We start from the raw sequence: 25088 nt of genomic DNA on the forward strand, positions 1-25088 counted from the left end.
GTTTTATAACTACCCTAAACAAAAGAGAGTTTAGGAGTTTTGACACCTGTCAGCATTGACTTAAAACCTATCCCTTGAAGTTAACGAAGGCCTGTAAATCGTTAATTAGTTTTTATTAGATTGGGGCCGGATTCTTCGCTAGTTTCCGGCCTTTTTAAACTGGGACTATAAATGAAGATCTCTAGCACGAACCAACAACTCTGGATCGCTTACCTCAACACACTTACTTTTAGCTGCATTCAGATTCTTCTTTATACGACTATCCCTTATATTTCTGAACAAACCACAGTCACCACAGCATCAATTATCGGCTCTATTAGCGTGGGCTCTTTTATCTTCGCTTTCATGGGTCCTTTCTGGGCAAGTAAGAGCGATACGTGGGGAAGAAAAAGAGTGCTTAGTTTTGGAATGATCGGAATGGGTCTTTCTTTTCTTTGCCTAAGTTCATTATTTGTTTTTAATGACGTCTTCTCTATTCAAATTAAAATCGCCATTGTGTACTTAAGCCGTATCATCTACGGTCTTCTTGCTTCGGCGGTTGTGCCAGTCTCTCAAGCATGGCAGTTAGACTTAATCGATACCAAAGATAAACTTAAAGTTCTTACCCGCAACTCGATGTGCTTAAACGTCGGCCGCGTGCTTGGACCGGTTTTAGTTCTAGTGAAAAAAGTCGACTTTGAACATATCATCTACTTTGGAACAGGATGGATTTTCTTCCTGGCAATCAGTTGTCTTTTGACATCAAAAAACCCACAACTAAAACAAGCAACACCTACGGAAACCAGCACTCCAAAATTCCAATGGAAAGAGCTCATTAAAGAATCCGTCCTTCCTATTGTTCTTGCTCTGATCTTCACAAGCTTTATTGGAATCCTTCACTCAACATTGGGGCACCATTTAAAAGAGACTTTAAGTATCAAGGGTGATGAGGCCAGTGTTCTTATGGCAAAGATCGTTCTTGCCAGCAGTTTATTCGCTCTTATTGTTCAGCAAACAAGCCAGTGGGTTTTTAAACGCAATTGGAAAAACAGACTTATCGTAGGTTCAAGCAGCTTAGTGGGCGGATCGTTTATTTTAAGTATGGCGGCGACTCTGACAAGCATCTGGATTGGCATTGCCTTCATCTCCATTGGACTGGCACTCATCCCGCCGGTTTACATGGCGCTGATCAGCCATTCTTCTTCTACTGAAAATGTCACAGGGAAAAAGATTGGTTTTGCCAGTATCGCCCATTCTCTAGGTTATGCAGTTGGTGCAGGACTGATTGCTATTTCTATGAAAATGAATTTAGTATCAAATATGACAGTGATTAGTTTTGTTTCGATGGTCACTTTTACCATCGTCGCAATGCTGATTGTCCGCAATGCAGAATTTGTTCTTCCTGCAAAAAAAGACCCTCAGTATTCATAAAGAGGGAAAAGGAAAAAACATCATGAGCAAAGTAAAAAATGTTCTTCTAAAAGTTTTAGGGCCACTTTTTTTATCAGAAAGTAAAGTTGTTTCTAATGAAAGACTCTCACCCCATTTTCAATTCCTGACGATTAAAGGCAAGTCCTTTAAAAAGTCGGAATGGATCCCAGGACAAAAAATCCAGGTGCGCTTAAGTGACGACATCATGAGAAGCTACACACCAAGTTCATGGGACAGACAAAACGGTGTAGTACAAACCTTGGTCTATATGCACGGGAAAGGTCCCGGAGCTCTTTGGGCACGAGATGCTAAGCCAGGATCAAAGGCCACAATTCTAGGCCCTCGCGGCTCACTAGTGCTTAGTGAAGAATTAAAAGAAGTCGTCTTCTTCGGTGACGAGACTACTTTTGGTTTAGCTTATGCCATTAAAGAAAACTTCAAACAATTAAGCGTGCGATGTTTTTTTGAAAACACTGATCTTAGAGAATCAAAACCTGTCCTGGAGAGATTCAATCTACAAGACAGCACCCTTTACACACTCTCTCAATACGACATTATCGCCAGCGATATTGCCCGTGGCTACCAAAGTTCAACGACTAGTAAGATTGTGCTTTCTGGAAAACAGCAGTCTATTGTGGCCATCCGCCAGAAGCTCTACACCTTGGGAATTCTCCCTGAGGATATTATTGTGAAGGTCTACTGGGGATGGAAAGATGACCCGAACGGGAAATTAAAGAAATAAAAATAAGGCCGCTAAAAAACGGCCTTTATTTTTTATATGTAATCAGACCCTCTGTTAAAGTGTCTGTCATGGATAAATTTTTTAAACTGCTCTTTTTGGACTCCTTCGATTCTTTCTCTGCGGTTTTCACAAACTCTCATTTCATCTGCACGCAGTTGATCTGCTTGTAAATCGTTTGAGTCTCCAATTCTGAAAGATTCTGGGTGATTTCTGTATTCATCTGCTCTCATTGCATCCTGAGCAAACACGCCACTGCCAAAAACAAGGCTTAAAAGCAGGGTTCCTAAGATAAGTTGTAAAGTTTTCATATGTAGTCTCCTTTTAAAAGGCGGTTATTTGTTGAACTCAGTATCGCCCTAAACTTGATAAAATAATATTATTTTGTTTTTATCAAATTAATAACTTTTAACTATATTGTATTATGGGCAATTTTTACGGCTATAATCTTGAAAAGTAGCCGACGTTAATATTTGTATTGCCTATGGCAACCTCACCTGTTTCATCTTGTTTAATTTCACTGGCCCAAGAATCCATTAAGAATCTCTAGCCAAACGTTATGCTCTTGATTCAGCTCATCTTTCGCTCTTTGTAGAGCAAAGTTAAAGTGGAATATATCTGCAACCAGGAGAGCTTTATGTCTGTGACACAAGTCCTTCCCAACTTCCCCAGCAATCGCATCACCAGAAAATTAGAAATCCTGACCTCTGACGGGCTTACTCTTAGGGGGTGGCAAATGGCCGCGAAGATTGATCCGGTCAAAGGCAATGTCATTATCGTCCACGGTTTTAAAGACTACTCCGAGCGCTACCTGGATTTTGCAAACCAACTTTCTCAAAACAGTTATCAAGTTTTTGCCTACGACCAAAGAGGACATGGACGAAGCGAAGGTGATAAAGCCTACTTCCCTAATTTCGATGTGGTCACCAACGACTTAGACCTAGCGATAAAAACATTTAAGAACTTCGACAATGGAAAACCATGGATCGTTCTTGGTCACAGTATAGGCGGCTCTATTACCGCTCGTTATACGGTCACTCATGAAGATGGCATCGCTGGTTTCATCCTGAGTGCTCCTGCCTTAAAAAAAATGCCAGACCTTCCGGGTTTTATTGTTGGTGCTCTAAAGGCCACAAATGCTATCGCACCTCACATCGGCGTCGTTGACCTGCCCAACGAAAAATTCTCCCGCGATCCCAAGATCGTCGAAATGATGAAAACCGATCCCTTAATTGATGACATTAAAATTCCGGCCCGTTCAGGAGTCGGAGCTTTGGAGAATATGGATTTTGTTCAAGATAATAAGGCAAAAACTAAAATCCCCTTCCTGGTTCTTCACGGAACCGGAGACCAAATCAATAACATTGAAGGAAGCAGAGAATTTTTTGAAGGCACTCCCAATATCCCGGGAAAACAGATAAAAATTTATCCAATCCTCGCCCACGATCTTTTACATGAGCCAGAACATCAGGAAGTAGAAAAGGATATTCTCCATTGGATTAACTTGATTGCAGACAGAAAGCAAAGTCATCAAGGGTTTTAAATTTTGGCAGCTCTTCTGCGTTCGAGAGCATAAGCAATTTTATCTTCAAACTCGCTGTAGTCAAAAGGCTTGATGATATGGTCTTTAATATCTTTTTGTAAAAGAGTCATTATGTCTTCTACATCACTTCGACCGGTAATGACGATGGGAATAGACTCCTTTAGGCGCTTAGAGCGTTTAGTGTCGCGGGCATAATCAATAATTTCAAAACACGTCCCATCTTCCAGGTCCCAATCAAGCAATAGCAGATCGAAATCCTGATTTTCCATGAGCTCTTTGGCCTCACCCACTGTCGAGCAGGTGACGAAATTTTTATGCGACAACTGCTCCATATGCATCCCTAAAATCTCCAGGACATTTGGATTGTTGTCTAAAATAAGCACACTTAAATTTTTAGGAAGAATACCGTTGATCTGTTTATCCCAGGCATTCATTAAGCTTTCACTAAACTGCTTGCGAGAAAAAGGTCTGGTGATGACCGTATCAACCTTAACCTTCGGATGATGATAAGGACGATCTTTATGTTTTTCGTGAGTAACAAAAGCAAAAGTAGCACGACAGAATTTCTGTGTATTTCTTAATTTCTCAGCGATCTCAATGACGTTGAACTTATCGCAAAGATAATCAAAGACAAAGGAGTCGATATGCTTGGTAGCAATACAGTCGATGAATTCATTGAAAGAATCGCAATTGTAAACAGTCACTTCATAATCTTCAAGTGTGGTGAGCTTCAGAGCGAGCCTGCGCGCCTCCTCTTTTAAACTCATACAAAGTGCAACACTGATCTTTCCTTTCATAAAATGATTTTCACTCCTTAAAAATCATTTCGGTCAATGTTGCAAAAGAATTAAATGCCCAACAAGGAGCATTTAATTCTTCATCGTTTATCATTTAGAACCAAAGGTTCCCTTGAGATTCCCCTAATGAAAAGTTAACAATAGCTATTTAAGTGAGTCACAAGTAAAAGTGTGATACCAATCTCCCCAATCATCACTGGTGATTCTCATTTCACTGACAAAAACATCATAGCCTTTAAAGACAATAGGGATGTCTCCCCAGACGAGAGTGCCGTCAGTAGAGAGTGCGCCCGGGTAATAAAATTCGTTTTGAGTTTCACCAATATAGGCGTATTGGTTTTCCGAAAGCTGCCAGAAATCTGACTCAGTCCACTCTCCTTCCACGCTGTAGTATTTTACAAACGCAATGATATCTTTTGAGCATCCGTTGACTAAATAGAGACTGTCGGAATCTTCTCCATTAATCATTTTTTCAAACTCAACAAATTTTGGAAGGACGCGATCGACTGACGAATGCAGAGAGCTCACCTCTGTCTTTGTTAAGAGTCTTGCCTCATGAAAATTTGTTTTGGAATAAAGAGAATTCATTGAAAATAACAGGGCAAATGTAAGTAGCGTCTTCATCTTCTCCTCCTTAAGATAGGGCCTCAACTTCATCCTAAAAATGGGCACAGCGGCTTGTAAACTCTCTTTGTTTAAAATGTTTTTTTCTTAATGTTGAGCTTCTTACTACCTAATATCAAAAATCTTTTTCATTATTTTTCTCATCCTTTTGGATTAATCACCTATAATGAACGTATGGGTGCTTTACTCTCACAATGTATTTCTACCAAAACGTTCAAGCGCTGCGGCCATAAAGTTTTGATCAGAAATGAAACAAGTCATACACAATTTACGAAATCTGAAGTTCTCTTAATCAAAGAACTCAAAGATAACGGAATCGTGCTTGAACTTCCGGCCAACGTTTGTCAACGAGGGCATAGCCTCACGCTTTTTTTTATAGATGGCCAATCAGAATTAAAACACAAACTACCTTCCAATGGAGCCTATAAAGAATCTCTTTTTGAAGTGGTCGCAAAAGTTGAAAAACTTGAAGACATTGAAGCTCAAGAAAAAACCGTCGCCGCGACTTTAACTTTTGTTCAATACGATGTCCGTGAATGGAAACAAATTATTGAGCAGTACGAAGCGGCCCAGAAAGAAATTAATAACCTCATCATGCGCCAGCATGACTTGAGAGAGGATAATGAGTAATTATTTTGATCCGACCGCTAAAGAAAACATGGCGACGTTGGAATTTTTCGAAACTAAGATCTGGTTGGTCGTCGATCCTTCGTCGAGTACGCGTTCGTCTGTCAAAAAAACCCTGACTCAATTGGGATCAAAGAGTTCAAATATCTTCGATACCGACAATCTGAACGAAGCAAGAAACATTATTGCCGAAAGAAAACCTCATTTTATTATCGGCAATAAAACCTTATCTCAAGGAAGCACTATCGAATTGTTTGGTGCTCATATGAAAATCATGCCTAATCGTGCAGACGCAGGCTTCTTTGTTATCACCGAAGAAAATTCTTTAAGCGAAGCGGCCATTGCACTCGACTATGATATGGATGGCCTGATCTCCATCCCATTTACTGGACAAACCATCATCAACACCATTCTGGCCGGTGTGAAACATAAACTAGCACCTTCCCTTTATCTAAAACGCCTTTATTTGGCCCAGGAACTTTTAATTAAAGAAGACCTGGACTTTGCCCAGGCCAATTTCGAAGAGGCCCTGGCGCTTAACCAGCATCCTTATGAAGCCTACTACTACCTGGCCGAAATCTATAAACAAAGAAGTTTGTTTAATGAGGCCATCAGTGCCTATGAGCAGGCCTTCTTTCATAATCCGCAACACTATAAAACGTTGAGGGACATGAGCGCGCTCTACTACCAGATGAAGGATTTTAAAAAAGCTTATGAATCCAATGTGCAAATGGCCCAAAGCTACCCTATTCTTCCAGAGAGAATACCTGAGCTGGTCAGGCTTTCAATCATCAACCAAAAATATGCTGACATCATCAATTACTTAAGAGTCTTTGATGCACTAAAATCCCCTAGTGTTGATATCCAGAATTCACTTGCCGCGGGTCTTGCCGTTTTAGGAAAATACTTTTTTAGCCTCGGTGAAACTGATAATGCTATCGATACTTTAAAACGTGCTTTCCATTACTCTAATGGAAAGTATGAAGTGCTTAGAAGTATCGCGCGCACTTTTCAAGAAATGAATAAATCTGAAATCATGCTGGAAGCTTTTGAAAGTATCGACCTGGCACAATGGCCGGATAATGCTGAAGTGATTTACTTTAATACACTTCACTTGGTTAGCAGTGATCATCAATCCGTCATCAACTATGGTGAAAAACTTTTAAAAAGAAAAATCATGGACCCGTCAATCTACCGCGGGATTATTGAGCGCGGAACAAAGATGAAGAGAAAATTAGGAGTTATCGAAGGCCAGGTCTTTGAGGCCATCAGGCATTTCCCATCTCATAAAGAAGAATTTGAAGCTCTGTTAGAAGAAGCTAAGACTGCTCTGGTGTAATTAGCCTTTGCAAAACGGATTGAGTTGAATCAAATCGGAAATCTCTCCACCATCTTTCTTTTTTAAGTGCTGCCAATAAGAACTCGAGCCTCTTCCCCAAATCTCACCGTTACTTTTATATTCGCCTTGTTTTCCCTTAAGTAACTCTTCCAGAATATCGAGTCCGCAACGCAAGTTTTCTTTTGGATTACTCACCGATTTAACGCCACAATTTGGGCCACGCCATTTTCTGGCCGAAGCTCTTTCATCAAGCTGGAGAAGACCTATGGCCGCACCATTTGTCGCCTGCCCATTTCTGGCCTTCGGATCACATGTTGATTCGATATGGGCGATAGATGCCATAACCCACACCCAGAAGTGCTGCTTTTCATCTTTATTCATCTTCTCCCAATTAGGGCAGGCCTTTACGCCACTGCTCATCCCATTGAGGTCATTGCTATAAAAAATAGAGTCATCCCCTTTGGCCTCAAGATAGCCAACAATTTCCCGGCCCCACGGTCCGTACCCTCCAGATTTAGAGGTAGAAATAAACTTATCACACTCTGCTGACTTGTCATTGAACTCTTCTGCCAGAGGTGGGCAGGCCGGATTGTCTTTATCAAGCGTGCTAGCGCATGCAACAGGAGGAACCCCGGCCTCTTTAACCGTGATTAAAACTTCTTCGATACATCTTTTAGTTCCTAGCTCTGTCGCGCTATCACAAGCGTTGGGATTGTTGGCCCAACTTGATGTCGAAATCATGAATAGAGTTAAAAATAAAAACTTCATCTATTTTTTTCTATTGTAGTGACAACTATAATTTGTTTTCTTTTTATTCTGAGAAACGAATTCATAATTATAAGTCAGTTTATCATTATTCAAATTGAGGCTTTCATTAATCAGTCCATTCTCGGCGACATCCGGACAGTTTGTCCTGATCGTTTTAGCCGTGAAAGAGTCTACTTTCTTTTCGTAATTGACTTGATAAGTGCATCCGCCTTCAACCACTTCCTTGCTCTCTCCTTTATCTTCAAGAGAAAGTGTAAAGCTCAAACTTGAACCGAATAAAAGAACACGCTCTTTTTCTTTTAAATGAGATTTGATCCCCAGGTTTCCTGTGGCACAGATATCGGGTCCGCTGATTTTTTCAAACTCTCCCGCAAGTTCAGCATGGAGATTAAATGAAACAAAAAGCAATGATGAAAGTAAGAGCATTTTCTTCATAAGTTCTTGTTTACCTTCGATTCTTAAACAGTTCTAAGGTTGACTCACTAATTCTAAAATCATCCTGGATTTTAGAAAAGCATTTATTTATGGCTTTTGAATAATTTTGAGCAATTAAAGCCCTTAGAGGGACAAAATTTCCTCGGGAGCTTCCTCTAAAAAGTGGCAATGCTCCCGTGAAATTTGTGAAAACTAAGCTCGTTGCTCATCCTTCTTGGAATTTCCGTAGATCACTTCGAGAAGAGAATTGACCACCTGATGAGTGTTTGAAACCTGAACTTTTAATTCATCTGCGGCCAGTGAACACTGTCTTGAAGCATCGGCGTTCTGATTAGTCGCCAGACCAATTGACTCCAGGGCCGAGTTGATTTCACTCACTCCCATCGACTGCTCTTTTGTGGCCTCTGTAATTTGCTTACTCATCGACACCATTTCAGTGATGTCGTTATTAATTTCATCTAAGGCGCGCTTACAACCATCCGCCGTGCGCACTCCTGCCAGAACCTTATCTTCCCCTTGAGTGACCAGTCTTGTAACATTCTCTCTTGTGGCACTAATAATGCTCTCGACTCGCGTATTACTTTGCTCAAGTAGAGTCCTGATTTCTTCGGCCGCTCCACCTGACATCTCTGCTAATTTTGAGACTTCCTCAGCGACGACAGCAAATCCTTTTCCGGCCTCACCCGCTCTTGCCGCTTCAACAGAAGCGTTGAAAGAAAGAAGTTTCGTCTGGAAAACGATTTCATTAATAACTTTTGTTTTTTCGTTGATGTTGTTAATCAAGTCAACTATCTCTCTCATTTCATTGTTACTCTTTTCAACTTGTTCACTGATTTCTCTGTTTGATTTAGAGATCGCATCAATTGAGGCGAGCATATTATTAACTGCGTTTTGCCCGTTAATCGCTGATTGTTTACTAGACTCTGCTTTAGCAAGGCTGTTTTGCGTGTTTTCTGCCGTCGTCTGAATCATACTCGCTACCTCGGTTGTCGCTGTCACTGTTTCCTGAAGTGCTGAAGCCTGCTCCGTCGTACTTGATGAAAGACTATTTGAAGCATCACTCACACGGTCAGCATTTTTTCCTACTTCATTTGAACTAGTGCTCAGCTGATCGGCAATGTACTGAAGAATTTTGCTGAGGCGTAAAGAGAAGATCGTCGCCCCAACAATAGAGATAGCAATGGTTAAAACGGCAATCACGCTCATGAGAGTTTTTGATTTCATCGCCAGTTCATTTGAATCTTTTGACCACTGAGCACTTGACTCAACAATATAGTCATCCAGGGCCAGAAGTCTTTTTTGATGGTCTAATGCAGTCGACTCGATCCCTACCAGGACCTCTTTCATTTTTTCAACTTTTCCAGCTTCATTTGAATTAAAAAGCGCGAGTACTTTTTCTCCCGCCGCCAGAACTTTACCTGCTTCTTCATCGACACTGCTTAATTTCTGCTCTTCTTCTTTTGAGAAGAATGTTTTTTCTTTATATTCTTTAGTGATCTCGCGGTAACGAGTGATTGACTTATTTAAACCTTCAATTGCTTTTTTTGATTCTTCTGCATTTTCTGCAAACAGGGTCAGCTTAAGTGAATCAGCACGCAACTGAGCAGCACGAGCGCGTAATCCTGAAATATCCCCTAACTTCGGAACGCTTTGAACAACTAGTTTTTCGTATTCCTTTACAACGTTGTTTAAACTCAAATAGCCAGTCAAGGCCAGAATGATTAACCCCATACAGACAAAGATCATCCCTGCCGTTAATTTTCCTTTTAAACTCATGCACACTCTCCTTAGCTTACATATCTAAGTCTAAGTATACTTTGTAAACAAAAAAAATCTATAGAGAATCAAGCTCTTGAGGTGTGATTTTCTTTTTACCTGAGCTAATTGATACCCCAATTGAGGCAAAGATAATGAGCGCGATTGCCATACACTGAACAAACGACAAACGCTCTTGTAGAAAAAATAATCCTGATAGTGCTGCACAGACAGGCTCAAGGCTCAGTAGAATTCCAAATTCTTTTTTAGGAATGCGCTTAAGTGAATACATCTCCAGCGAGTATGGAATCGCGCTGGAAAAAAGGGCCACACCAAGGCCAAAAGGCAGAATGCTCCAGCTTAAAAAGCTCACGCCTTGTGAAACAATTCCAACCGGTACAACAATGATGGCCGCAACCATCATCCCAACAGAAGACACAACACCTGAGGAATGATTTTTTCCTGCACGCACTCCAAAATGAATGTAGAGGGCCCAAAAGAAGGCCGCAAGGAAAGCAAGAAATATCCCCAGTCCGTCAATGGGATTTTGAATATCACCCAACGGAAGAATCAAAAGCACTCCGGCCCCTGCTAAGAGTACCCAGAAATAATCTAAAAGTTTTTTTGAAGACAAAACTGTAATTGCTAAAGGCCCGGTGAATTCGATGGCCACAGCAATCCCCAAAGGAATGCGAGCAATGGCCAGATAGAAAAAGAGATTCATCAGCCCTAAGCTTCCACCGTAAAAAATAAGTTCTTTAAGATCTGATTTTTGAAAAGTCGATTTCCATGGCTTCCATATCACTCCGAGAATGATGGCCGCAAAAAATAATCTCAACGCCGATGTTCCCATGGCCCCAGCGACTGGAAAAAGATTTTTTGCCAGTGAAGCCCCTGACTGAATGGAAATCATCGCCAGGATGAGAACCAGGACAGGAAAAATGGTTGATTGTGGAGACATTACTTTTTTAATCATCACCGACTTTATAACTTAAGAGGTGTGATTATTATAGCAGTTCTTTTTCCAAAGTGAGGAGTTTCTCTTTCACCTTCAGGCCTCCGGCATAACCGGTTAGTTTGCCATTGCTTCCAATCACTCGATGGCAAGGAATGATGATACTGATGGGATTTTTTCCATTGGCCGCACCGACGGCCCTTACCGCCTTAACATTTTTTATTTTCCTGGCGATATCGCTATAGGTGCATGTTTCACCGTAAGGAATCTTTAACAGCGCCGACCAAACACTTTTTTGAAACGCACTCCCTTGTAAATCAAGCTCAATACTAAAAGTCTTGCGCTTTCCTTCCAAGTATTCAGACAATTCTTCTATTGTCTTTTTAAGCAGTGGATGCTCACTTAAATCATTTGCGTAAGGAATATCTTGTTTTTTCCAGAAAGCTCCTCTGAGCCCCTTTTCAGAAACTACCAGATAAATGGGACCAACGACTGAATGAAATTTCCATTGATGTAATTTTGTTTTCATAAAAGGATTGTACGTGAGGAAAAAGAATTTGAATGGCGGGATTCGGACGTGGACAAAAAAAGGCCGGCGCATAAAGCGCCGGCCGTATTTCAAACAATTACTTGTTGATAACTTTTTGGATCCATTCTTGTCCGTAAGCTACGTTAGAATAGATTCCGTATTTCTTAGCTCTGGCACAACCTTCTCCAAAGCTTACAACTCCAATTAGAGTTTGTTTTTTAGACACTTCATCTTTTACGATTAGAGGTCCACCAGAATCACCTTGGCAAGAATCCTTTCCACCTTGGTCGTATCCAGCAGCAATCATCGATTCATTGATAGCTCCGTTATAAGCTTCACGAGCGTTCGCTCTCTCACGGCTAACAAGTGGAACATCTACCATTCTCATCACAGATGGCTGGCTTCCGTTTTCACGAGTTACACCCCATCCAAGAACTGTAGCTACTGTACCTTCTTCTAAACCACCAGATGTTTCAAGGTTAGAATCTGCCATTTCGATTTTTGAAAGCTTAGTGTTTTCGAAATCGATTGGAGTTGCAAGTTCAAGAAGAGCAAAATCGTTTGAGCTCTTTGAAGATGAGTATTCCGGGTGAACGTATGACTTAAGAACCTTAAGTTTCACTCTGTCTGAAGCGTATAAACTAGTGCTTCCACCAGTTACTGCGCGAGTAAAAAGCGGCTTACAGTGAGCTGCTGTCAGAATCCATTTAGCGTCGATGATGCTACCAGCGCATCCACCGCCAATGCTTACAATAAAAGAAGCATCAGTTTTTGCATCAACCTCAACTCCACCAACAATTCTAGGTACTACCTTTAAAGCTGGAAGGGCCGCGTTTGCAGACGTCATTGTCAGAGTTGCGAGCATAAGGAAAATCATTTTCATATTTAAACTCTCTTGGTTTGAAGTGGTTTATAGATTTTTATAGTTTCCCTACCCTCTGACAAGCGACGAATTTAGATGTGATTTAAAGTTAGAAAGAGGCGAAACCTTTCACTCGGGTATTACATTCTCTTACTTTTCTCTCCTTGACCGTCAAAAATCCCTCGGGCAACATGGACTCTCGTGGAGGTTTATTATGGGCAAACAATCTTTTCTTACGAGTCGTCCTCATCCCTGGCATGGAATCCAGATTGGCAAAGACGCCCCAAAGGTGGTGAAGGCCTATATTGAAATCGTTCCCAACGATGCTATTAAATACGAAATTTGCAAGGAGACAGGTTATATCAAAGTCGATAGACCTCAGAAATTCTCCTCTCTTCCTTCCGTCCTTTATGGATTTATCCCGCAGACCTACTCTGCCGAGAAATCAACGGCCCTTTCTAAAGTGGCCACTCATGGAGATGGAGACCCGGTAGACATCTGCGTTCTTTCAGAACTCTCTATCGAGCGCGCTGACATCATTATGGACGTAAGAATTATTGGTGGGATTAAGCTGATTGATAATGGCGAAGTCGACGACAAGCTGATAGCTGTTTTAGATGGAGATCCTTTTTATGAAGGCATCCATGATATCTCACAAATCCATCATGTCATCGTCGATCGCATGAGACACTACTTCTTAAGTTACAAGACCATCCCCGGCGAGCCTCCAAAAACTAAAATTGAAAGCGTCTATGGACATGAAGAAGCCTTCAAAGTTGTCCAGGCGGGAATGGAAGATTACAAAAACCACTTCAACTAATCAGCATAACTTCTGATCTCTGAATTATGAAGCCTGCGGTAGAGATGAGAGCGATTTAAGTCTGTGTGAGACTTAAGCCCCATGGCCCCAAGCATTTCAGCGACAATTTTAAGCGTTTCCTGATGGTAGTTTTTCACTCTCAAACGTTTAGTGGGCACATGCAATCCCTGAGCAAGGTCTGGGTTCTGAGTGGCAATTCCAGTCGGGCAATTATTCGTATTACATTTTAAGGCCTGGATACACCCCAGGGCCAAAAGCATTGAACGAGCACTGTAAACAGCATCGGCCCCCAGACATAAAAGCCTGACGAGATCAAAGGCCGTCGCTACTTTTCCTGTCGCAATGATTTTGATTTCATCTCTTAGGCCAGCTTCCTGCAATTTATCAGCAACATAAATCAGAGCATCTTTTCCCGGAGTCCCGATGTGATTTGAAAACTCAAGTGGAGCTGCCCCTGTTCCACCTTCAGCGCAATCGACCACGATAAAATCCGGATAAAGCTCGAGCTTTTTCATGCTGTCAATTAATCCATCAAACTCATGGGCATGCCCCAGACACATTTTAATCCCGATAGGTTTTCCTCCTGAAAGACCTCTGAGCCTTTGAATAAACCTGATCATGGATTCAGGATCGTGAAATGCAGAATGCCCCGGAGGAGAAATAACGTCCTTACTCATGGGAACATTTCTGATCTTTGAGATCTCTTCCGTGACTTTTCTCGCCGGTAAAATCCCACCGTGCCCCGGTTTTGCCCCTTGAGAGAGTTTGATCTCAATCATCTTCACTTCGGGTCTTAGGGCATTGAGCTTAAAGTAGTCCGGGTCAAATTTTCCTTCTTCATCACGGCAGCCAAAATACCCGGTTCCTATCTGCCAGATAATATCTCCCCCATTTTTTAAATGATGTGGAGACAACCCACCTTCTCCTGAATTGTGCGCAAACTCTCCATCGCGTGCTCCACCGTTGAGAGAAAGAATAGCATTTTTTGAAAGTGACCCATAACTCATGGCCGAAATATTCAAAAGCGAAGCTGAGTAAGGTTGCATGCAAAGCTTGCTGCCAATCTGCACTCGCAGTGTTTTTGGGTCGATATGAGTTGGGTAGAGAGAATGCGTGAGAAACTCATAACCCTCTTCATAAAAATTTTGTTGAGTCCCAAAAGCGATAGTGTCCACCTGCTTTTTTGCCCTTTGATAGACAATGGATCTGGCCTCACGGCTAAAAGGTCTCCCCTCCGTGTTGGATTCAATGAAGTATTGATTGATCTCAGGTCTGATTTCTTCCAAAAGGTAGCGCAAATTCCCAACGATTGGATAATTCTTTTTAATCGCATGAGAGTTTTGCCATAGATCCCTTAGCCCCACGATGGCCAGTGGTAATAAAACAACTAATAGCACTAGTGCCCACGGCATAAAAAAATAAGCGAAAACTGAAAGTGCAGAAACACAAACTAAATATAAGTAGAAGAACTTCTTCATAAAGATTCCTAAAAAGTTGTCTTAAAAAAATGTAAGGGACTCTAAGGATGGTGACTGGGGTAAAAAATCCAGTCGCAACTATAGTGCGATAGTTTTTCTAGAAGAAATTTGGAAAATTGACGTGTGTTTCATACCCATGGCCAGAGATATTAGCAGAATAATTTTTTAGGTCAACCGTAAGCTTTGACTCAATAAAATTATCATTTTATGATCCCTTTATGGAATTTGGGAAACTAGAAAATATTGATTCCGTCGACTGGGCCCTGCCAATAGAAGACCCGGGAAATGCATCGAGGGTTTCTCCAGGAAATGGTTTTAAGTTGCATTTTGGGTCCCCTGCCTGGGGAGCTAAGCACTGGCTTGGAAAAATCTATCCTCCCAAAACACCGCCACAAGAGTTCTTGTATCACTACTCCCGCAATTTTAACTGCATTGAACTCAATACAACTCATTATAGAATTCCAGATAGTAAAACAATCACTGAATGGCTTTCTGCTGTTGCCTCGGATTTTAAATTCTGTCCAAAGCTTCATAAAGATATCTCTCATGCCCGAAATGGCCTGGTGGATACAACTCTCCTGTCTCATTGGTGGGAGTTTTTAAACGGCATTCAAAACAATCTTGGACCTTGCTTTATTCAACTCCACGAAATGTTTTCTTATAAAGATAAAATGCTGCTCTTTCGTTTCTTAGAAAACTGGCCTTCGGAATTCAAGCTCTCACTTGAACTTCGCCATCCAAGCTGGTTTCAAAACGGAGTGATCCTTCCGCCATTGGCCGATTACTTAAACAGAAAGAATATTGGACTAGTTATTACCGACGTCGCTGGAAGGCGCGATGTTCTGCACTCCACTCTTTCGACAAACTGGACTTTAATCAGGCTCATTGGCAACAACCTTCATGAAAGTGATGAGAGGCGACTTGGGGACTGGGCCCTAAGAATTAAAGAATGGCAAAAATTAGGTCTTCGTGACTGCTATCTTTTTTTGCATCAACCTGATGATGTAAAAACGATTGAATTTTCGACTCTCGCCGAAGAAGTCTTCACGCAAATGAGTTATGAAAATGTCCCGCATTTTAAACTCGAAAAAAATTTAGATTTACTAAGCTTGATATAAAAAAGGCAGACCGAAGTCTGCCTTTTTTATTAAGATTGGATTTGCCCCATTCGCCCTGATTGAAAATCACTAAAGGCTTCCTGGATTTCATTCATCGTGTTCATGACAAAAGGTCCATATCCCACGATTGGTTCATTGATCACTTCTCCACCTAAGAAAAGAATTTTAGCATCTTCAATTGCTTCGATCTCAAAAATTGTGCCTTCAGTTTCAAGCACTGCAATCTCAGCGGCCTCAACCACTTTTCCCTCTGGAAGTTTAACATTCCCACTTAGCACTAAAAAAGCTGCCGTGTGATTTTCCGGAACTGTAAACGTTTTCTTATGACCTTTATTTAAACGGATGTCCCAAAGATTCATCGGAGTAAAAGTCATCGCAGGCCCTTTGTGACCTTCAAACTCTCCGGCAATCACGCGCACACTTCCAGCGCTTGAATCAATCTTGGGAATATCACCGTCCTTGATTCCCTGATAACGAGGTTTGCTCATTTTATCTTTCTTAGGCAAGTTCACCCACAGTTGAACCATTTCAAACATTCCGCCTTTTTTAGCGAATTCTTTTCCATGTTTTTCAGTGTGAATAAGTCCACTCGCCGCCGTCATCCATTGAACATCTCCGGGACCAATAAGGCCTCCGCCGCCAGACGAATCTCTGTGCTCAACTTCTCCTGAGTAGACAATCGTCACTGTTTCAAAACCTCTGTGTGGATGCTCGCCCACTCCTCTGATGTGTTCACTTGGAGCAAACTCATAAGGGCCGGCATAATCCATCAGTAAAAAAGGTGAAAGATGGCGTGCCTGGTTGTTGTAAGTGAACATGGATCTCACGGGAAAACCATCGCCTACCCAGTGAGACTCGTGACTCTTGATTGAAAATAACATTTTTTTCATAACATAATTCCTTCCCTGAGATAGATACGGGTCAGGGAGTCGCTTGAGTCTTTATTATACTAAATTTTTTGAGGCTTGATTAGAGAGGCTGACAGGAAAGACTTTTCGGCCTAATGGATAATCCGCCCTGACTTTTCAGGGCGGATATTTACCCTAGGGAATTAGAAGTGTTTTTTTACAGTGTCGCAAACATACTGAAGTTCTTCAGTTGTAATGTAAGCAAAACATGGAAGGTTTAAAACCGCTTGAGAAATGTAGTGAGCATTTCCGTTGTCGATTTTTCCAGCTAAATAAGCAGGAGCTCCCGATTGCATACTCATGGCACCAGGATAAATCGTCCCGTAACCAACATTTGCTTTTTTCAGTGATTCAATAAGTGCCGGTCTTAGAGCTGGGTCAATCATCCCTACTGCACAGTAACCGTTTTCTTTTACATTTTTAGTTGCGCGAACTGGTTTGAATGGAAGACCTTTTAGAGCTTCTTCGTAGAAGTTAACTGCATTCATACGGCTCTTAATACGAGCGTCGATGTGCTTAAGTGACATATTTAAAAAGAGTGACTCGTAAGCTCCAATGCGCGAGTTCCATCCGATCATTCCGTGAGAGTAGTGATCAGTTCTTCCGTGGTTAATTAAAGTGCGGCAGTTTTTTGCGTACTCATCATTTGATGTGAAGATCGCTCCCGCATCCCCTGAAGCACCAAGAACCTTTGCCGGATAGAAACTTGTCGTTGCAATTAAAGCTGTCCCAACAACTGATTGCCCGTCGATTTCTGTCCCAAAACACTGAGCACCGTCTTCAATAAGAACAACACCAGCGTCTTTAGCAAATTTTCTAATCTCTAAAGTTTCAGGAGTTACCCATCCGTAAAGGTGAACCATAATGGCCGCTTTTGGTTTAAACTGCTCTACTGCTTTTTTAAAAGTAGCCAGGTCCCAGTGACAAGCTTCACGGTTAACGTCAACAGTAACAGGATTTGCTCCCACGTTAACAACCGCTTCAAACGTCGCCCAGAAAGTCATATCAGGAACAAGAACCTTGTCGTTCTTATCAACACCAACTGCACGAAGAGCAATTTGAATGGCATCCGTTCCGTTAGCGCAACCAATTGCGTGTTTTGATTTTGTATACGTTGCCAGGTTGCCTTCCATTTCAGCAACGATTGGTCCACCAACGAATTGAGTTTTATCAAAAAGTGAAGCCACCCCTGCTAAAAACTCATCGCGGAAACCAGGCTCAAAACGATTCAAAGTAATAAATGGAACTTGTTGAATGCTCATATATATTCTCGAGGATAAAGTGTTAAATAACGCCTCAATTATCCAGTAGCTCCAACGAAGATGCAACCTCTCAAATCGGGATTTTTAATAACGCCGATAGTAATCGAGAGCTATTAGTGCGTACATTTTCTAAAAAGCCAGGTGTTTTTCGATGAATTGTGAAAGCGCCTTAGTTTCTTGCGAAGACACGCTTCCCGTTCTTCCTTCCATGTCTCTTAACCACGCCACACATCCAGTCAGGTCCGCAAGCTTAAAAGCAAGCTCGCGGGCCTCAGTTTCTAAGGCCACGTCTCCCGCCTTATAAAGTTCAAGCACCCAAAGGTTGAGTTTCTTCAAACTCTCCTGAACCTTATTTTTTTCTGCTCTCGTTGATTTATCCAATTCTGTTTTTAAGAAGTTCATGAGCATTGGCCACGACTGGTCTTTTTTCAAAGCGCGAAGAAGATCTAAACTTAGAACATTCGTTGTCCCTTCCCAAATCGCAAAAACCTGGTTATCGCGGTATAAAAGAGGAATGCCGGTGTCTTCGATATAACCAGCTCCACCAAACACTTCTAAAAGCTCACTCGTCCACTGGACTGTTCTTTTTGCGGTATAGAGTTTTAGCACAGGAGTAAGAACGCGAAGAATTTTATTTAAATCTTCTTTTGATGTTTTAAAAATATTACTCTCATCAAAGACTTCTTCATTACCGAAAATTTCAGCTACTAAAAAAGTAAAATGAAAAGCACCATAAAAATCAGACCTCGCAGAATCCAGAAGTCGTGCTGTCAGAGGATGCTGATCAATAATTTTTTCGAATGCTTTTCTTCTGGTTGAATAATCACTGGCAAGGCAGAGGATTCTTCTAAAAGCAGCAATCGACGTCACCGAATTATAAAGTCTTGTCACATTAAACATCGAAGCTATTTGCTTCACACCTTCGCCGACGTTTCCAACAAGTTTTGCTTTTGAACCTTGAAGTCTGAGCTCCGCCGTTGGAAGAGCTTTTGTTCCCAGCTTGTCTTTTAAACGAAGAACTTCAATATTGTTTAGAGTCCCGTCTCTCTTTTTGATTTCAATATAAAAAAGTGAAAGCCCACGGCTTCCCTTTACTGTATTTCCCTGCTCATCTTCAATGCGCGCTAGGGCCATCGACATTTCGCTGGTGATCGCTGATGTAAACCATTTCGTCCCAAAGAGTCTCCACTCCCCGTCAATTTTGCGGGCAATGGTTTCAGTATTAGAAACATCTGATCCACCAGTTCTCTCTGTCATCCACTGACCTGAAGTCCAGAACTCTGCTGCGACATCAGAAGTCAGGTGATTGTAAGTGGATTTTAATTCTTGATCGCCATAAAGCTCAATGAGTTTTGCTGCTCCATCAGTCATGGCCAGTGGGCATGAATAAAAAGCGCTTGAAGGATGAAAGAGATAAAGTTTTGCAAACTGAACAATGCGCGAGTGGCTTCCGTATTTTCTTTCGTAACCTAATTTAACGATTTGCTCTTCGGCACTCACTTTGTGAAGATCAGTCCATCCGCGGTCAACGACAACAGTGTCGATGCGCTTTCCCCATGGATCAAACTGCACTAGTTTGGGAGAATTGCTTTCTGCACTTTTGGCCATTTCTAAAACGTCTTTTGTCACTCTTTCACCAAAACGTTTAAGATCGGCCGTAACTTCTTTTTTAATTGAGCTTGGCAATTTTTCTTCGATGTAGTTTTTTAAAACTTGATCGTCTTCAAACTGATTTTTTAAAACAGGACCATCTTGAAAAAATTCATTCATGCCGCTCGCTCCGCCAATAAGTTTTTTTACCGTCTTAGTTTAACAAAGGAGAGCGCTTTTTCCAAACTCGCATTACTTGAGTGGATGACTACAAAAATGAGAGTCAAGTCCTGATGGTGGAATGTGTCCTGCGTCCTGAATAAAATGCATAAACGTTTTAACGAGCGCTGAGTTATTTTTAGTGCTCCAGTAAGCATAGATCTTCATTTTCGCCGAGAAATCCTCTAGCGGAACAAACACCGCGTCGTTGCGTGAATCCACCATGCGCTTAGAAGTAAGCAAGTGACCTTTGCCAACAACGACCAGATTGGCACAGCTTTCATTCGCTTTTTTATAATAAGGCCTGATGATAACCCTATGGCCTCTTAGAAATTCCTGGAAGTCTTTTTGAAATCCTAAGTTTTCTGATTTAGGGTGAAAGATAAAAGGCTCATTGTTTAAATCAGAAAACCTGATTTTCTTTTTCTTTGAAAGTGGATGATGGCGATTAACCCAGAGACCAAGCTCTTGAGACTGAACTTCTCTACAAACCAGTGAAGAATCATTTAAGCGAGAAATAGTAATGAGTACATCAACGTCTCCGCTCTTTAAACTTGAAACCTGCTTTGAGACTGGAAGCTCTTTTAAAGCAATGCTCGAATCTTTAAATTGCTCTTTAAAAGAACTAATTACATGAGGCATATCTGAATGGAAAACTGGTCCGTTTAGGCCAATAGTGACTTCTCCTTTTTTAATCTTAGAAAGCTGCTTTACTTCCAGCTCTAAGTCCCTCATGGAGTCGATGATCTTCTTTCCTTCATTGAATAAATGAATACCTGCACCCGTGAGTTCTACTTTTCTCGTCGTGCGGTTAAAAAGTGTACTGCCTAACTCATACTCTAATTGGTTGATCAAACGGCTTAGTGGAGGCTGAGTCATATTCAGGCGCTCAGCTGCTCTTCTAAAATTGAGTTCTTCTGCTGTGATAATAAAAGCGTTAAGGGCCCTCATGTCCATAATTAATACCTTTTTTGAATCAATACTGATACCGCATCGGAACTTCTCCTCTGCTTTCCTCTACGTTAAAATTGAATCAGAAAGAATGCAACTCAAAATGCGAGGAACTATGAAAACACTATACGACGTTCTTATTATTGGTGGAGGCCCAGCTGGTTTATCTGCAGCACTAGCGATTTCACGAGTGGGACGCACGGCCTTAGTCTGCGACAGTCAAGTTTACCGCAATGCTGCTGCTAAACATATGCAGAACTTTCCTTCACGAGATGGCATGTCTCCTTTGGAATTAAAAGAGCTCATAAAAAATGATATTAATAAGTATGAGAAAGTTGATTATGCCTATAAAAAAGTCATCGACATCAAAAAAGAAGGTCCACTTTTTGTCGGATACTTTGAAGATGGCCAGTCTGTGCAGGCAAAAAAAGTAATCCTTGCTCATGGGGTGAAAGATAACCTGGAAACCCTCCCTAACCTTCGTGAGTACTGGGGAGAAACAGCGATTCACTGCCCTTACTGCCACGGGTACGAACTCAAAGGTTCTGACTTCGCCATTGTTGGCGAACCAGAATACACTCTGCATATTGCTGGCATTGTTAAACCTCTTTCATCTTCCATCAGCATTTTCGCGAACGGTTCAAAAAGATACAGTGAAGAGAATTTAAAATTTATCCAAGAGAAAAAAATTGAATTCCATCCAGGAAGAATCACAAATCTTTCAGGTCTAAATCACAAACTAGAAAGCCTGACTCTTGATAACGGCGACATTTATAAAAAAAATGCAATGATGATTAGGCCTCCTACTTCTCTAAGTAGTGACCTGGGAATCAAGCTCGGTTGCGCTCTTACTTCAGAAGGAAATTATCTGATTGAGATGAAAGTAAAATCCAGCGTTCCTGGAGTTTTCATCGCGGGTGACTTGGCAGAGATGGCCCACAGTGTACTGATTGCTTCAACTTCAGGATCAATGGCGGGAGCTTTTGCCTGTAGTGAAATCGGACACGCTGAGCTTTAATAGCATCTTTTCATCGAGTCATTTGTGAAAAGTTATTCTTTTGATGGGATCAAGACCGTTGTCTTTGCCCTTTATTTTTCATAGACTCCGCCCTATGAAAACAAAAACTTTAACGACACTTATGTTCTCTTTTATCACTCTAAACGCCCATGCAGTAAGAACACTTAACTGCACACCTTCAATCGACGAGCGCCTGATCCTCAATATCACTTTTTCCAAAGACATCTCTCCTGAAAAACCATTTATTGGTTTTTATGAGTTTGGGGCCACAGTAAAAGTGAAAAAACAAAACTCTAACCAGGCGTACACGAACTCAAATGTCCGCATAACTCCGGAAGTTTATACAACTGACACGAATTTACGTGGAGACGCAGCTGGTGTTTACTTAAGACTTTATCCGCACTTTGACGGACGCAATGTTTTTACTCACTACACCGGGCAAGTGTTAATCAACGACCTTGATGTAAGAGCTTATTTCAATTTCACAGATAATAATGGACAACCTGGATTTGTTTGCCGATAGCTTTTAAGCGTCGGCAAATTTTAAAATCACTGAGCCAACGACAATACAAAGAATGCCCAGCACGTGGGCGATTTCGATTCTTTCCGAATATAAAAGCCAGCCAATTAAAACAGCAACAGCTGTTCCCATCCCCGACCAGATGGCATAGGCCGTCCCAATAGGAATAGTTTTAACAACTAAAGAAAGCATGTAAACTGTCAGGCCATAAAAGAAAAGCACACCAAAATTAGGCAGCCAGTTGGTCATGCCATTTGAATGCTTCAGTGAAACTGTGCCGAGAACTTCAGAGACAATCGCAACCGTAAGATAAACCCAACTCATACGTTAAACATTCGGCCGAGTTCTTTTGAAATTTCTTCAACAGAATAAAGCGTAGACTCAAAAGGTTTGTAAGAAAGGCCTTCATGCTCTTTAAAAAAGAACCCATCGCTATCGACACTAAAAACATGATGGGCAGCAAAGTCTTGCGCCAAAAGTGAAAGCTCAATTGGCGAAACCGGAGGATTCACTTTCATGCCTTCAAAAGAAAGCGATTGAAATTCATTGGGATTCGTGAAGTAGCGGGCAAAATCATTTTTTAATACGTAGAAAGCATAATTACTCGTCTCTTCAAGTTCCTGCATATCCTTGTGAATAACAAAAAACTGAGACGTTATGCGGTTGTAGCGAAGGTCTGTTGGTGAAAATGGAATCAGGCGCCCCATGATCTCTACCGCTTCAAGGCCCTGACTCACGTAAAGGCCTGCACGGTTGTAATCTTTGATGCCTCTGTTTTTGATCTCAAGATTATTGAGATAAAAAAGAATTTCTCCCTCTGTTGATAAGACGAAAGGGAGATTCTGCGACATCGGGAAGTACTCGTTGTAGTGCTTGGTTAAAAGCGTGAGAGTTCCCTGGTTAGTGCTCTTTAAAAGCACTCTGGCATTTCTAGCCGTTTCCATTATTAGCCTTGTGCAAATGTTCCCGGACGACCCTTTGGAATGGCAGCAATTAACTTCTGCGTGTAAGCATTTTTTGGATTGTTGTAGATTGTCTCTGCGTCTGCAAGTTCAACAATCTTCCCGCTGTTCATAACAGCGATTTCATCCGACATGTACTTAACAACTGAAAGGTCGTGAGAAATAAAAATATATGTCAGTCCCATCTCGTCCTGAAGGTCCTGAAGCAGGTTTAATACCTGCGCCTGAACAGACACGTCGAGAGCAGAAACTGATTCGTCACAAATTAAAAATTCTGGCTTTAGTGTAAGAGCGCGCGCAATACAAATACGCTGTCTCTGTCCACCTGAGAACTCATGCGGGTAACGGTTTAGAGCATCGGCCGAAAGACCTACTTTCTCTAAAAGCATTGCCGCTGTTTCCAGACGCTCTTTTTTCGTTCCAATATCGTGGATGACTAGAGGTTCAGTGATGATATCTCCAATCGTCATTCTTGGGTTCATTGACGAGAACGGGTCCTGGAAAATGATCTGCATTTTTCTTCTTAATGCACGCATCTCTTCCGGGTTTTTCTCAACAATGTTTTCTCCCATGTAAATGATTTTTCCTTCAGTCGGTTCAATCAATCTTAGGATTGTTCTTCCAAGAGTTGTTTTCCCGCAACCAGACTCTCCTACCAGACCGAAAGTTCTTCCCTTTCTGATCTTGATTGAAACATCATCAACTGCTTTAAAATCTTTTACCTTGCGGCCAAAGATGCCACCTTTGATTGGGTAGTATTTTTTCAAATTTTGAAGTTCAAGAATCACCGGGTTCTTTGCTTCATCAACTGATCTTGGGACTTTGTAGTCAACCAGTGCTTGATAGAAAGCTTTTTCATCTTTTAGGATTTCATCAACCGTCGGAAGACGTTTTGGATTTTTATCCAGTTTTGGTCTACACGCCAGAAGACCTTTTGTGTATGGGTGTTCTGGATTTTCGAAAAGCTCTTTACAGGTCTTTTGTTCAACCATGTCTCCACGGTACATAACCGCAACCTGATCAGCGATATCGGCAACGACTGAAAGGTCGTGCGTGATGAAAAGCATACTCATCTTGTGTTTTTTCTGAAGTTCAATCATCAGGTTTAAAACCTGTTGCTGAATCGTAACGTCCAGAGCTGTTGTCGGCTCATCACAGATCAGAAGTTCTGGCTCACACGCCATCGCCATCGCGATCATTACACGTTGTTTTTGTCCACCTGACATTTCGTGAGGGTAAGCGTTTACTTTATTTGATGGATCGGGAATTCCTACTTCTGTTAGAAGCTCAATTGTTCTTTTTCTTGCTTCTTCACGTGAGAGATCCTGGTGAAGAAGAATCGTTTCATCGATCTGCTGACCAACGGTGAATACCGGGTTTAAGCTGGTCATTGGTTCCTGGAAGATCATAGAGATCTTATTTCCTCTCACCTGTCTCATCTCTTTCATCGAAAGATTTAAAAGGTTCTGACCTTTGTATAAAATTTCTCCGGTGATTTTAATCCCACCGTGATCTGGAAGCAGTCTCATGATCGCCAGAGATGTTACTGATTTTCCTGAACCAGACTCACCTACAAGACCAATAGTCTTTCCGTGAGGAATGTTAAGGTTTAAATCTTTAACGGCCTTAACCACTTTCCCATCAGAGATGAAAGTGACGTTAAGGTTTCTGATCTCAATTAAGTTTTCTTGGTTTGTACTCATAATAAATTCTTCTTATCCTCTCTATTTTTCCTATAAGAGAACATTGTAGCTGGCATCGAGCGAAGTTGAACGAAAAAAAGACAAGAATGCGAGATGAGTGTATTAGAAAGAGTTTGAATGGTCAAACATTAGTATTCCAACTTAAATCATAAAGTA

Annotated in this window: 26 protein-coding genes; 9 read left to right on the forward strand and 17 right to left on the reverse strand. The window is 41.4% G+C overall.

Annotated features, from left to right (window positions below; translation table 11 throughout):
- Positions 1 to 171: 171 nt before the first annotated feature.
- Positions 172 to 1410 carry an MFS transporter gene (locus C0V70_RS12490; protein WP_102244195.1) on the forward strand — a complete coding sequence of 413 codons (1239 nt, stop codon included), beginning with the start codon at positions 172 to 174 and terminating at the stop codon, positions 1408 to 1410.
- Between the two features lie 22 nt (positions 1411 to 1432).
- Positions 1433 to 2152, forward strand: coding sequence for a siderophore-interacting protein (locus tag C0V70_RS12495; protein ID WP_158649672.1), 720 nt, complete (start codon positions 1433 to 1435; stop codon positions 2150 to 2152).
- Between the two features lie 32 nt (positions 2153 to 2184).
- Here the strand turns inward: C0V70_RS12495 and C0V70_RS12500 are convergent, their stop codons facing one another.
- Positions 2185 to 2460, reverse strand: coding sequence for a hypothetical protein (locus tag C0V70_RS12500; RefSeq protein WP_102244197.1), 276 nt, complete (start codon positions 2458 to 2460; stop codon positions 2185 to 2187).
- Between the two features lie 326 nt (positions 2461 to 2786).
- Between C0V70_RS12500 and C0V70_RS12505 the strand changes: the two genes are divergently transcribed.
- A complete protein-coding gene (locus tag C0V70_RS12505) occupies positions 2787 to 3692 on the forward strand; it encodes an alpha/beta hydrolase (RefSeq protein ID WP_102244198.1) in 906 nt (301 codons plus the stop codon).
- On the opposite strand, the gene C0V70_RS12510 is transcribed toward C0V70_RS12505, so the two are convergent.
- Positions 3689 to 4489, reverse strand: coding sequence for a response regulator (locus C0V70_RS12510; protein ID WP_102244199.1), 801 nt, complete (start codon positions 4487 to 4489; stop codon positions 3689 to 3691). The two genes, C0V70_RS12505 and C0V70_RS12510, sit on opposite strands and share 4 nt — an antisense overlap.
- A 144-nt stretch (positions 4490 to 4633) precedes the next feature.
- Positions 4634 to 5113, reverse strand: coding sequence for a hypothetical protein (locus C0V70_RS12515; RefSeq protein WP_102244200.1), 480 nt, complete (start codon positions 5111 to 5113; stop codon positions 4634 to 4636).
- Positions 5114 to 5287: 174 nt separating this feature from the next.
- Here C0V70_RS12515 and C0V70_RS12520 point away from each other — a divergent pair, with 174 nt between their 5' ends.
- Positions 5288 to 5743 (forward strand): hypothetical protein, encoded by a 456-nt coding sequence (locus tag C0V70_RS12520; RefSeq protein WP_102244201.1) that lies wholly within the window; start codon positions 5288 to 5290, stop codon positions 5741 to 5743.
- Entirely contained in the window at positions 5736 to 7079 is a 1344-nt protein-coding gene (locus C0V70_RS12525; RefSeq protein WP_102244202.1) for a tetratricopeptide repeat protein, read from the forward strand. Before C0V70_RS12520 ends, C0V70_RS12525 begins: the two co-directional genes overlap by 8 nt.
- On the opposite strand, the gene C0V70_RS12530 is transcribed toward C0V70_RS12525, so the two are convergent.
- The 6 genes from C0V70_RS12530 to C0V70_RS12555 form a co-directional block, all read right to left on the reverse strand.
- Positions 7080 to 7847 (reverse strand): transglycosylase SLT domain-containing protein, encoded by a 768-nt coding sequence (locus C0V70_RS12530; RefSeq protein WP_102244203.1) that lies wholly within the window; start codon positions 7845 to 7847, stop codon positions 7080 to 7082.
- Positions 7848 to 8282, reverse strand: a complete 435-nt coding sequence (locus C0V70_RS12535) for a hypothetical protein (protein WP_102244204.1) — start codon at positions 8280 to 8282, stop codon at positions 7848 to 7850. It abuts the gene before it with no gap.
- 192 nt (positions 8283 to 8474) lie between these two features.
- Positions 8475 to 10058, reverse strand: coding sequence for a HAMP domain-containing methyl-accepting chemotaxis protein (locus C0V70_RS12540; RefSeq protein WP_102244205.1), 1584 nt, complete (start codon positions 10056 to 10058; stop codon positions 8475 to 8477).
- Positions 10059 to 10116: 58 nt separating this feature from the next.
- Complete coding sequence (locus C0V70_RS12545; protein ID WP_102244206.1) at positions 10117 to 11013, reverse strand: EamA family transporter; 897 nt, start codon at positions 11011 to 11013, stop codon at positions 10117 to 10119.
- 31 nt (positions 11014 to 11044) lie between these two features.
- Positions 11045 to 11521, reverse strand: coding sequence for a methylated-DNA--[protein]-cysteine S-methyltransferase (locus C0V70_RS12550; protein ID WP_102245501.1), 477 nt, complete (start codon positions 11519 to 11521; stop codon positions 11045 to 11047).
- A 97-nt stretch (positions 11522 to 11618) separates the two neighbouring features.
- A complete protein-coding gene (locus tag C0V70_RS12555; protein ID WP_102244207.1) occupies positions 11619 to 12404 on the reverse strand; it encodes a S1 family peptidase in 786 nt (261 codons plus the stop codon).
- Between the two features lie 193 nt (positions 12405 to 12597).
- Between C0V70_RS12555 and C0V70_RS12560 the strand changes: the two genes are divergently transcribed.
- Positions 12598 to 13203, forward strand: coding sequence for an inorganic pyrophosphatase (locus C0V70_RS12560; RefSeq protein WP_102244208.1), 606 nt, complete (start codon positions 12598 to 12600; stop codon positions 13201 to 13203).
- Here C0V70_RS12560 and C0V70_RS12565 read toward each other — a convergent pair.
- Positions 13200 to 14681 carry an FMN-binding glutamate synthase family protein gene (locus C0V70_RS12565; protein ID WP_102244209.1) on the reverse strand — a complete coding sequence of 494 codons (1482 nt, stop codon included), beginning with the start codon at positions 14679 to 14681 and terminating at the stop codon, positions 13200 to 13202. The two genes, C0V70_RS12560 and C0V70_RS12565, sit on opposite strands and share 4 nt — an antisense overlap.
- A 218-nt stretch (positions 14682 to 14899) precedes the next feature.
- Between C0V70_RS12565 and C0V70_RS12570 the strand changes: the two genes are divergently transcribed.
- The gene (locus tag C0V70_RS12570; protein WP_102244210.1) at positions 14900 to 15799 is read left to right on the forward strand and encodes a DUF72 domain-containing protein; all 900 of its coding nucleotides are present in this window, start codon (positions 14900 to 14902) and stop codon (positions 15797 to 15799) included.
- Positions 15800 to 15828: 29 nt separating this feature from the next.
- Here the strand turns inward: C0V70_RS12570 and C0V70_RS12575 are convergent, their stop codons facing one another.
- The 4 genes from C0V70_RS12575 to C0V70_RS12590 form a co-directional block, all read right to left on the reverse strand.
- Positions 15829 to 16689, reverse strand: coding sequence for a pirin family protein (locus tag C0V70_RS12575; RefSeq protein ID WP_102244211.1), 861 nt, complete (start codon positions 16687 to 16689; stop codon positions 15829 to 15831).
- A 161-nt stretch (positions 16690 to 16850) separates the two neighbouring features.
- Positions 16851 to 17969: a DegT/DnrJ/EryC1/StrS family aminotransferase gene (locus tag C0V70_RS12580; RefSeq protein WP_102244212.1), complete on the reverse strand. Its 1119-nt coding sequence runs from the start codon at positions 17967 to 17969 to the stop codon at positions 16851 to 16853.
- Positions 17970 to 18098: 129 nt separating this feature from the next.
- Entirely contained in the window at positions 18099 to 19739 is a 1641-nt protein-coding gene (locus C0V70_RS12585) for an acyl-CoA dehydrogenase family protein (RefSeq protein WP_102244213.1), read from the reverse strand.
- Positions 19740 to 19811: 72 nt separating this feature from the next.
- Positions 19812 to 20735 carry a LysR family transcriptional regulator gene (locus C0V70_RS12590; protein WP_102244214.1) on the reverse strand — a complete coding sequence of 308 codons (924 nt, stop codon included), beginning with the start codon at positions 20733 to 20735 and terminating at the stop codon, positions 19812 to 19814.
- A gap of 109 nt (positions 20736 to 20844) precedes the next feature.
- On the opposite strand from C0V70_RS12590, the gene C0V70_RS12595 reads away from it, so the two are divergent.
- Together C0V70_RS12595 and C0V70_RS12600 are read left to right on the forward strand one after the other, a co-directional pair.
- Positions 20845 to 21747, forward strand: coding sequence for an NAD(P)/FAD-dependent oxidoreductase (locus C0V70_RS12595; protein WP_158649673.1), 903 nt, complete (start codon positions 20845 to 20847; stop codon positions 21745 to 21747).
- A gap of 94 nt (positions 21748 to 21841) precedes the next feature.
- On the forward strand, positions 21842 to 22270 hold the full coding sequence (locus C0V70_RS12600; RefSeq protein WP_102244216.1) for a hypothetical protein: 429 nt from the start codon (positions 21842 to 21844) through the stop codon (positions 22268 to 22270).
- A gap of 3 nt (positions 22271 to 22273) precedes the next feature.
- Here the strand turns inward: C0V70_RS12600 and C0V70_RS12605 are convergent, their stop codons facing one another.
- From C0V70_RS12605 to C0V70_RS19295, 3 genes are read right to left on the reverse strand one after another with little or no spacing between them, the layout of a single operon-like run.
- The gene (locus tag C0V70_RS12605; protein ID WP_102244217.1) at positions 22274 to 22591 is read right to left on the reverse strand and encodes a DMT family transporter; all 318 of its coding nucleotides are present in this window, start codon (positions 22589 to 22591) and stop codon (positions 22274 to 22276) included.
- Positions 22588 to 23211, reverse strand: coding sequence for a hypothetical protein (locus C0V70_RS12610; RefSeq protein WP_102244218.1), 624 nt, complete (start codon positions 23209 to 23211; stop codon positions 22588 to 22590). The genes C0V70_RS12605 and C0V70_RS12610 overlap by 4 nt, the downstream gene beginning before the upstream one ends.
- A gap of 2 nt (positions 23212 to 23213) precedes the next feature.
- On the reverse strand, positions 23214 to 24932 hold the full coding sequence (locus C0V70_RS19295; RefSeq protein ID WP_102244219.1) for an ABC transporter ATP-binding protein: 1719 nt from the start codon (positions 24930 to 24932) through the stop codon (positions 23214 to 23216).
- Positions 24933 to 25088 lie beyond the last annotated feature (156 nt).

The organism is Bacteriovorax stolpii (assembly GCF_002872415.1).
Lineage (GTDB): Bacteria > Bdellovibrionota > Bacteriovoracia > Bacteriovoracales > Bacteriovoracaceae > Bacteriovorax > Bacteriovorax stolpii.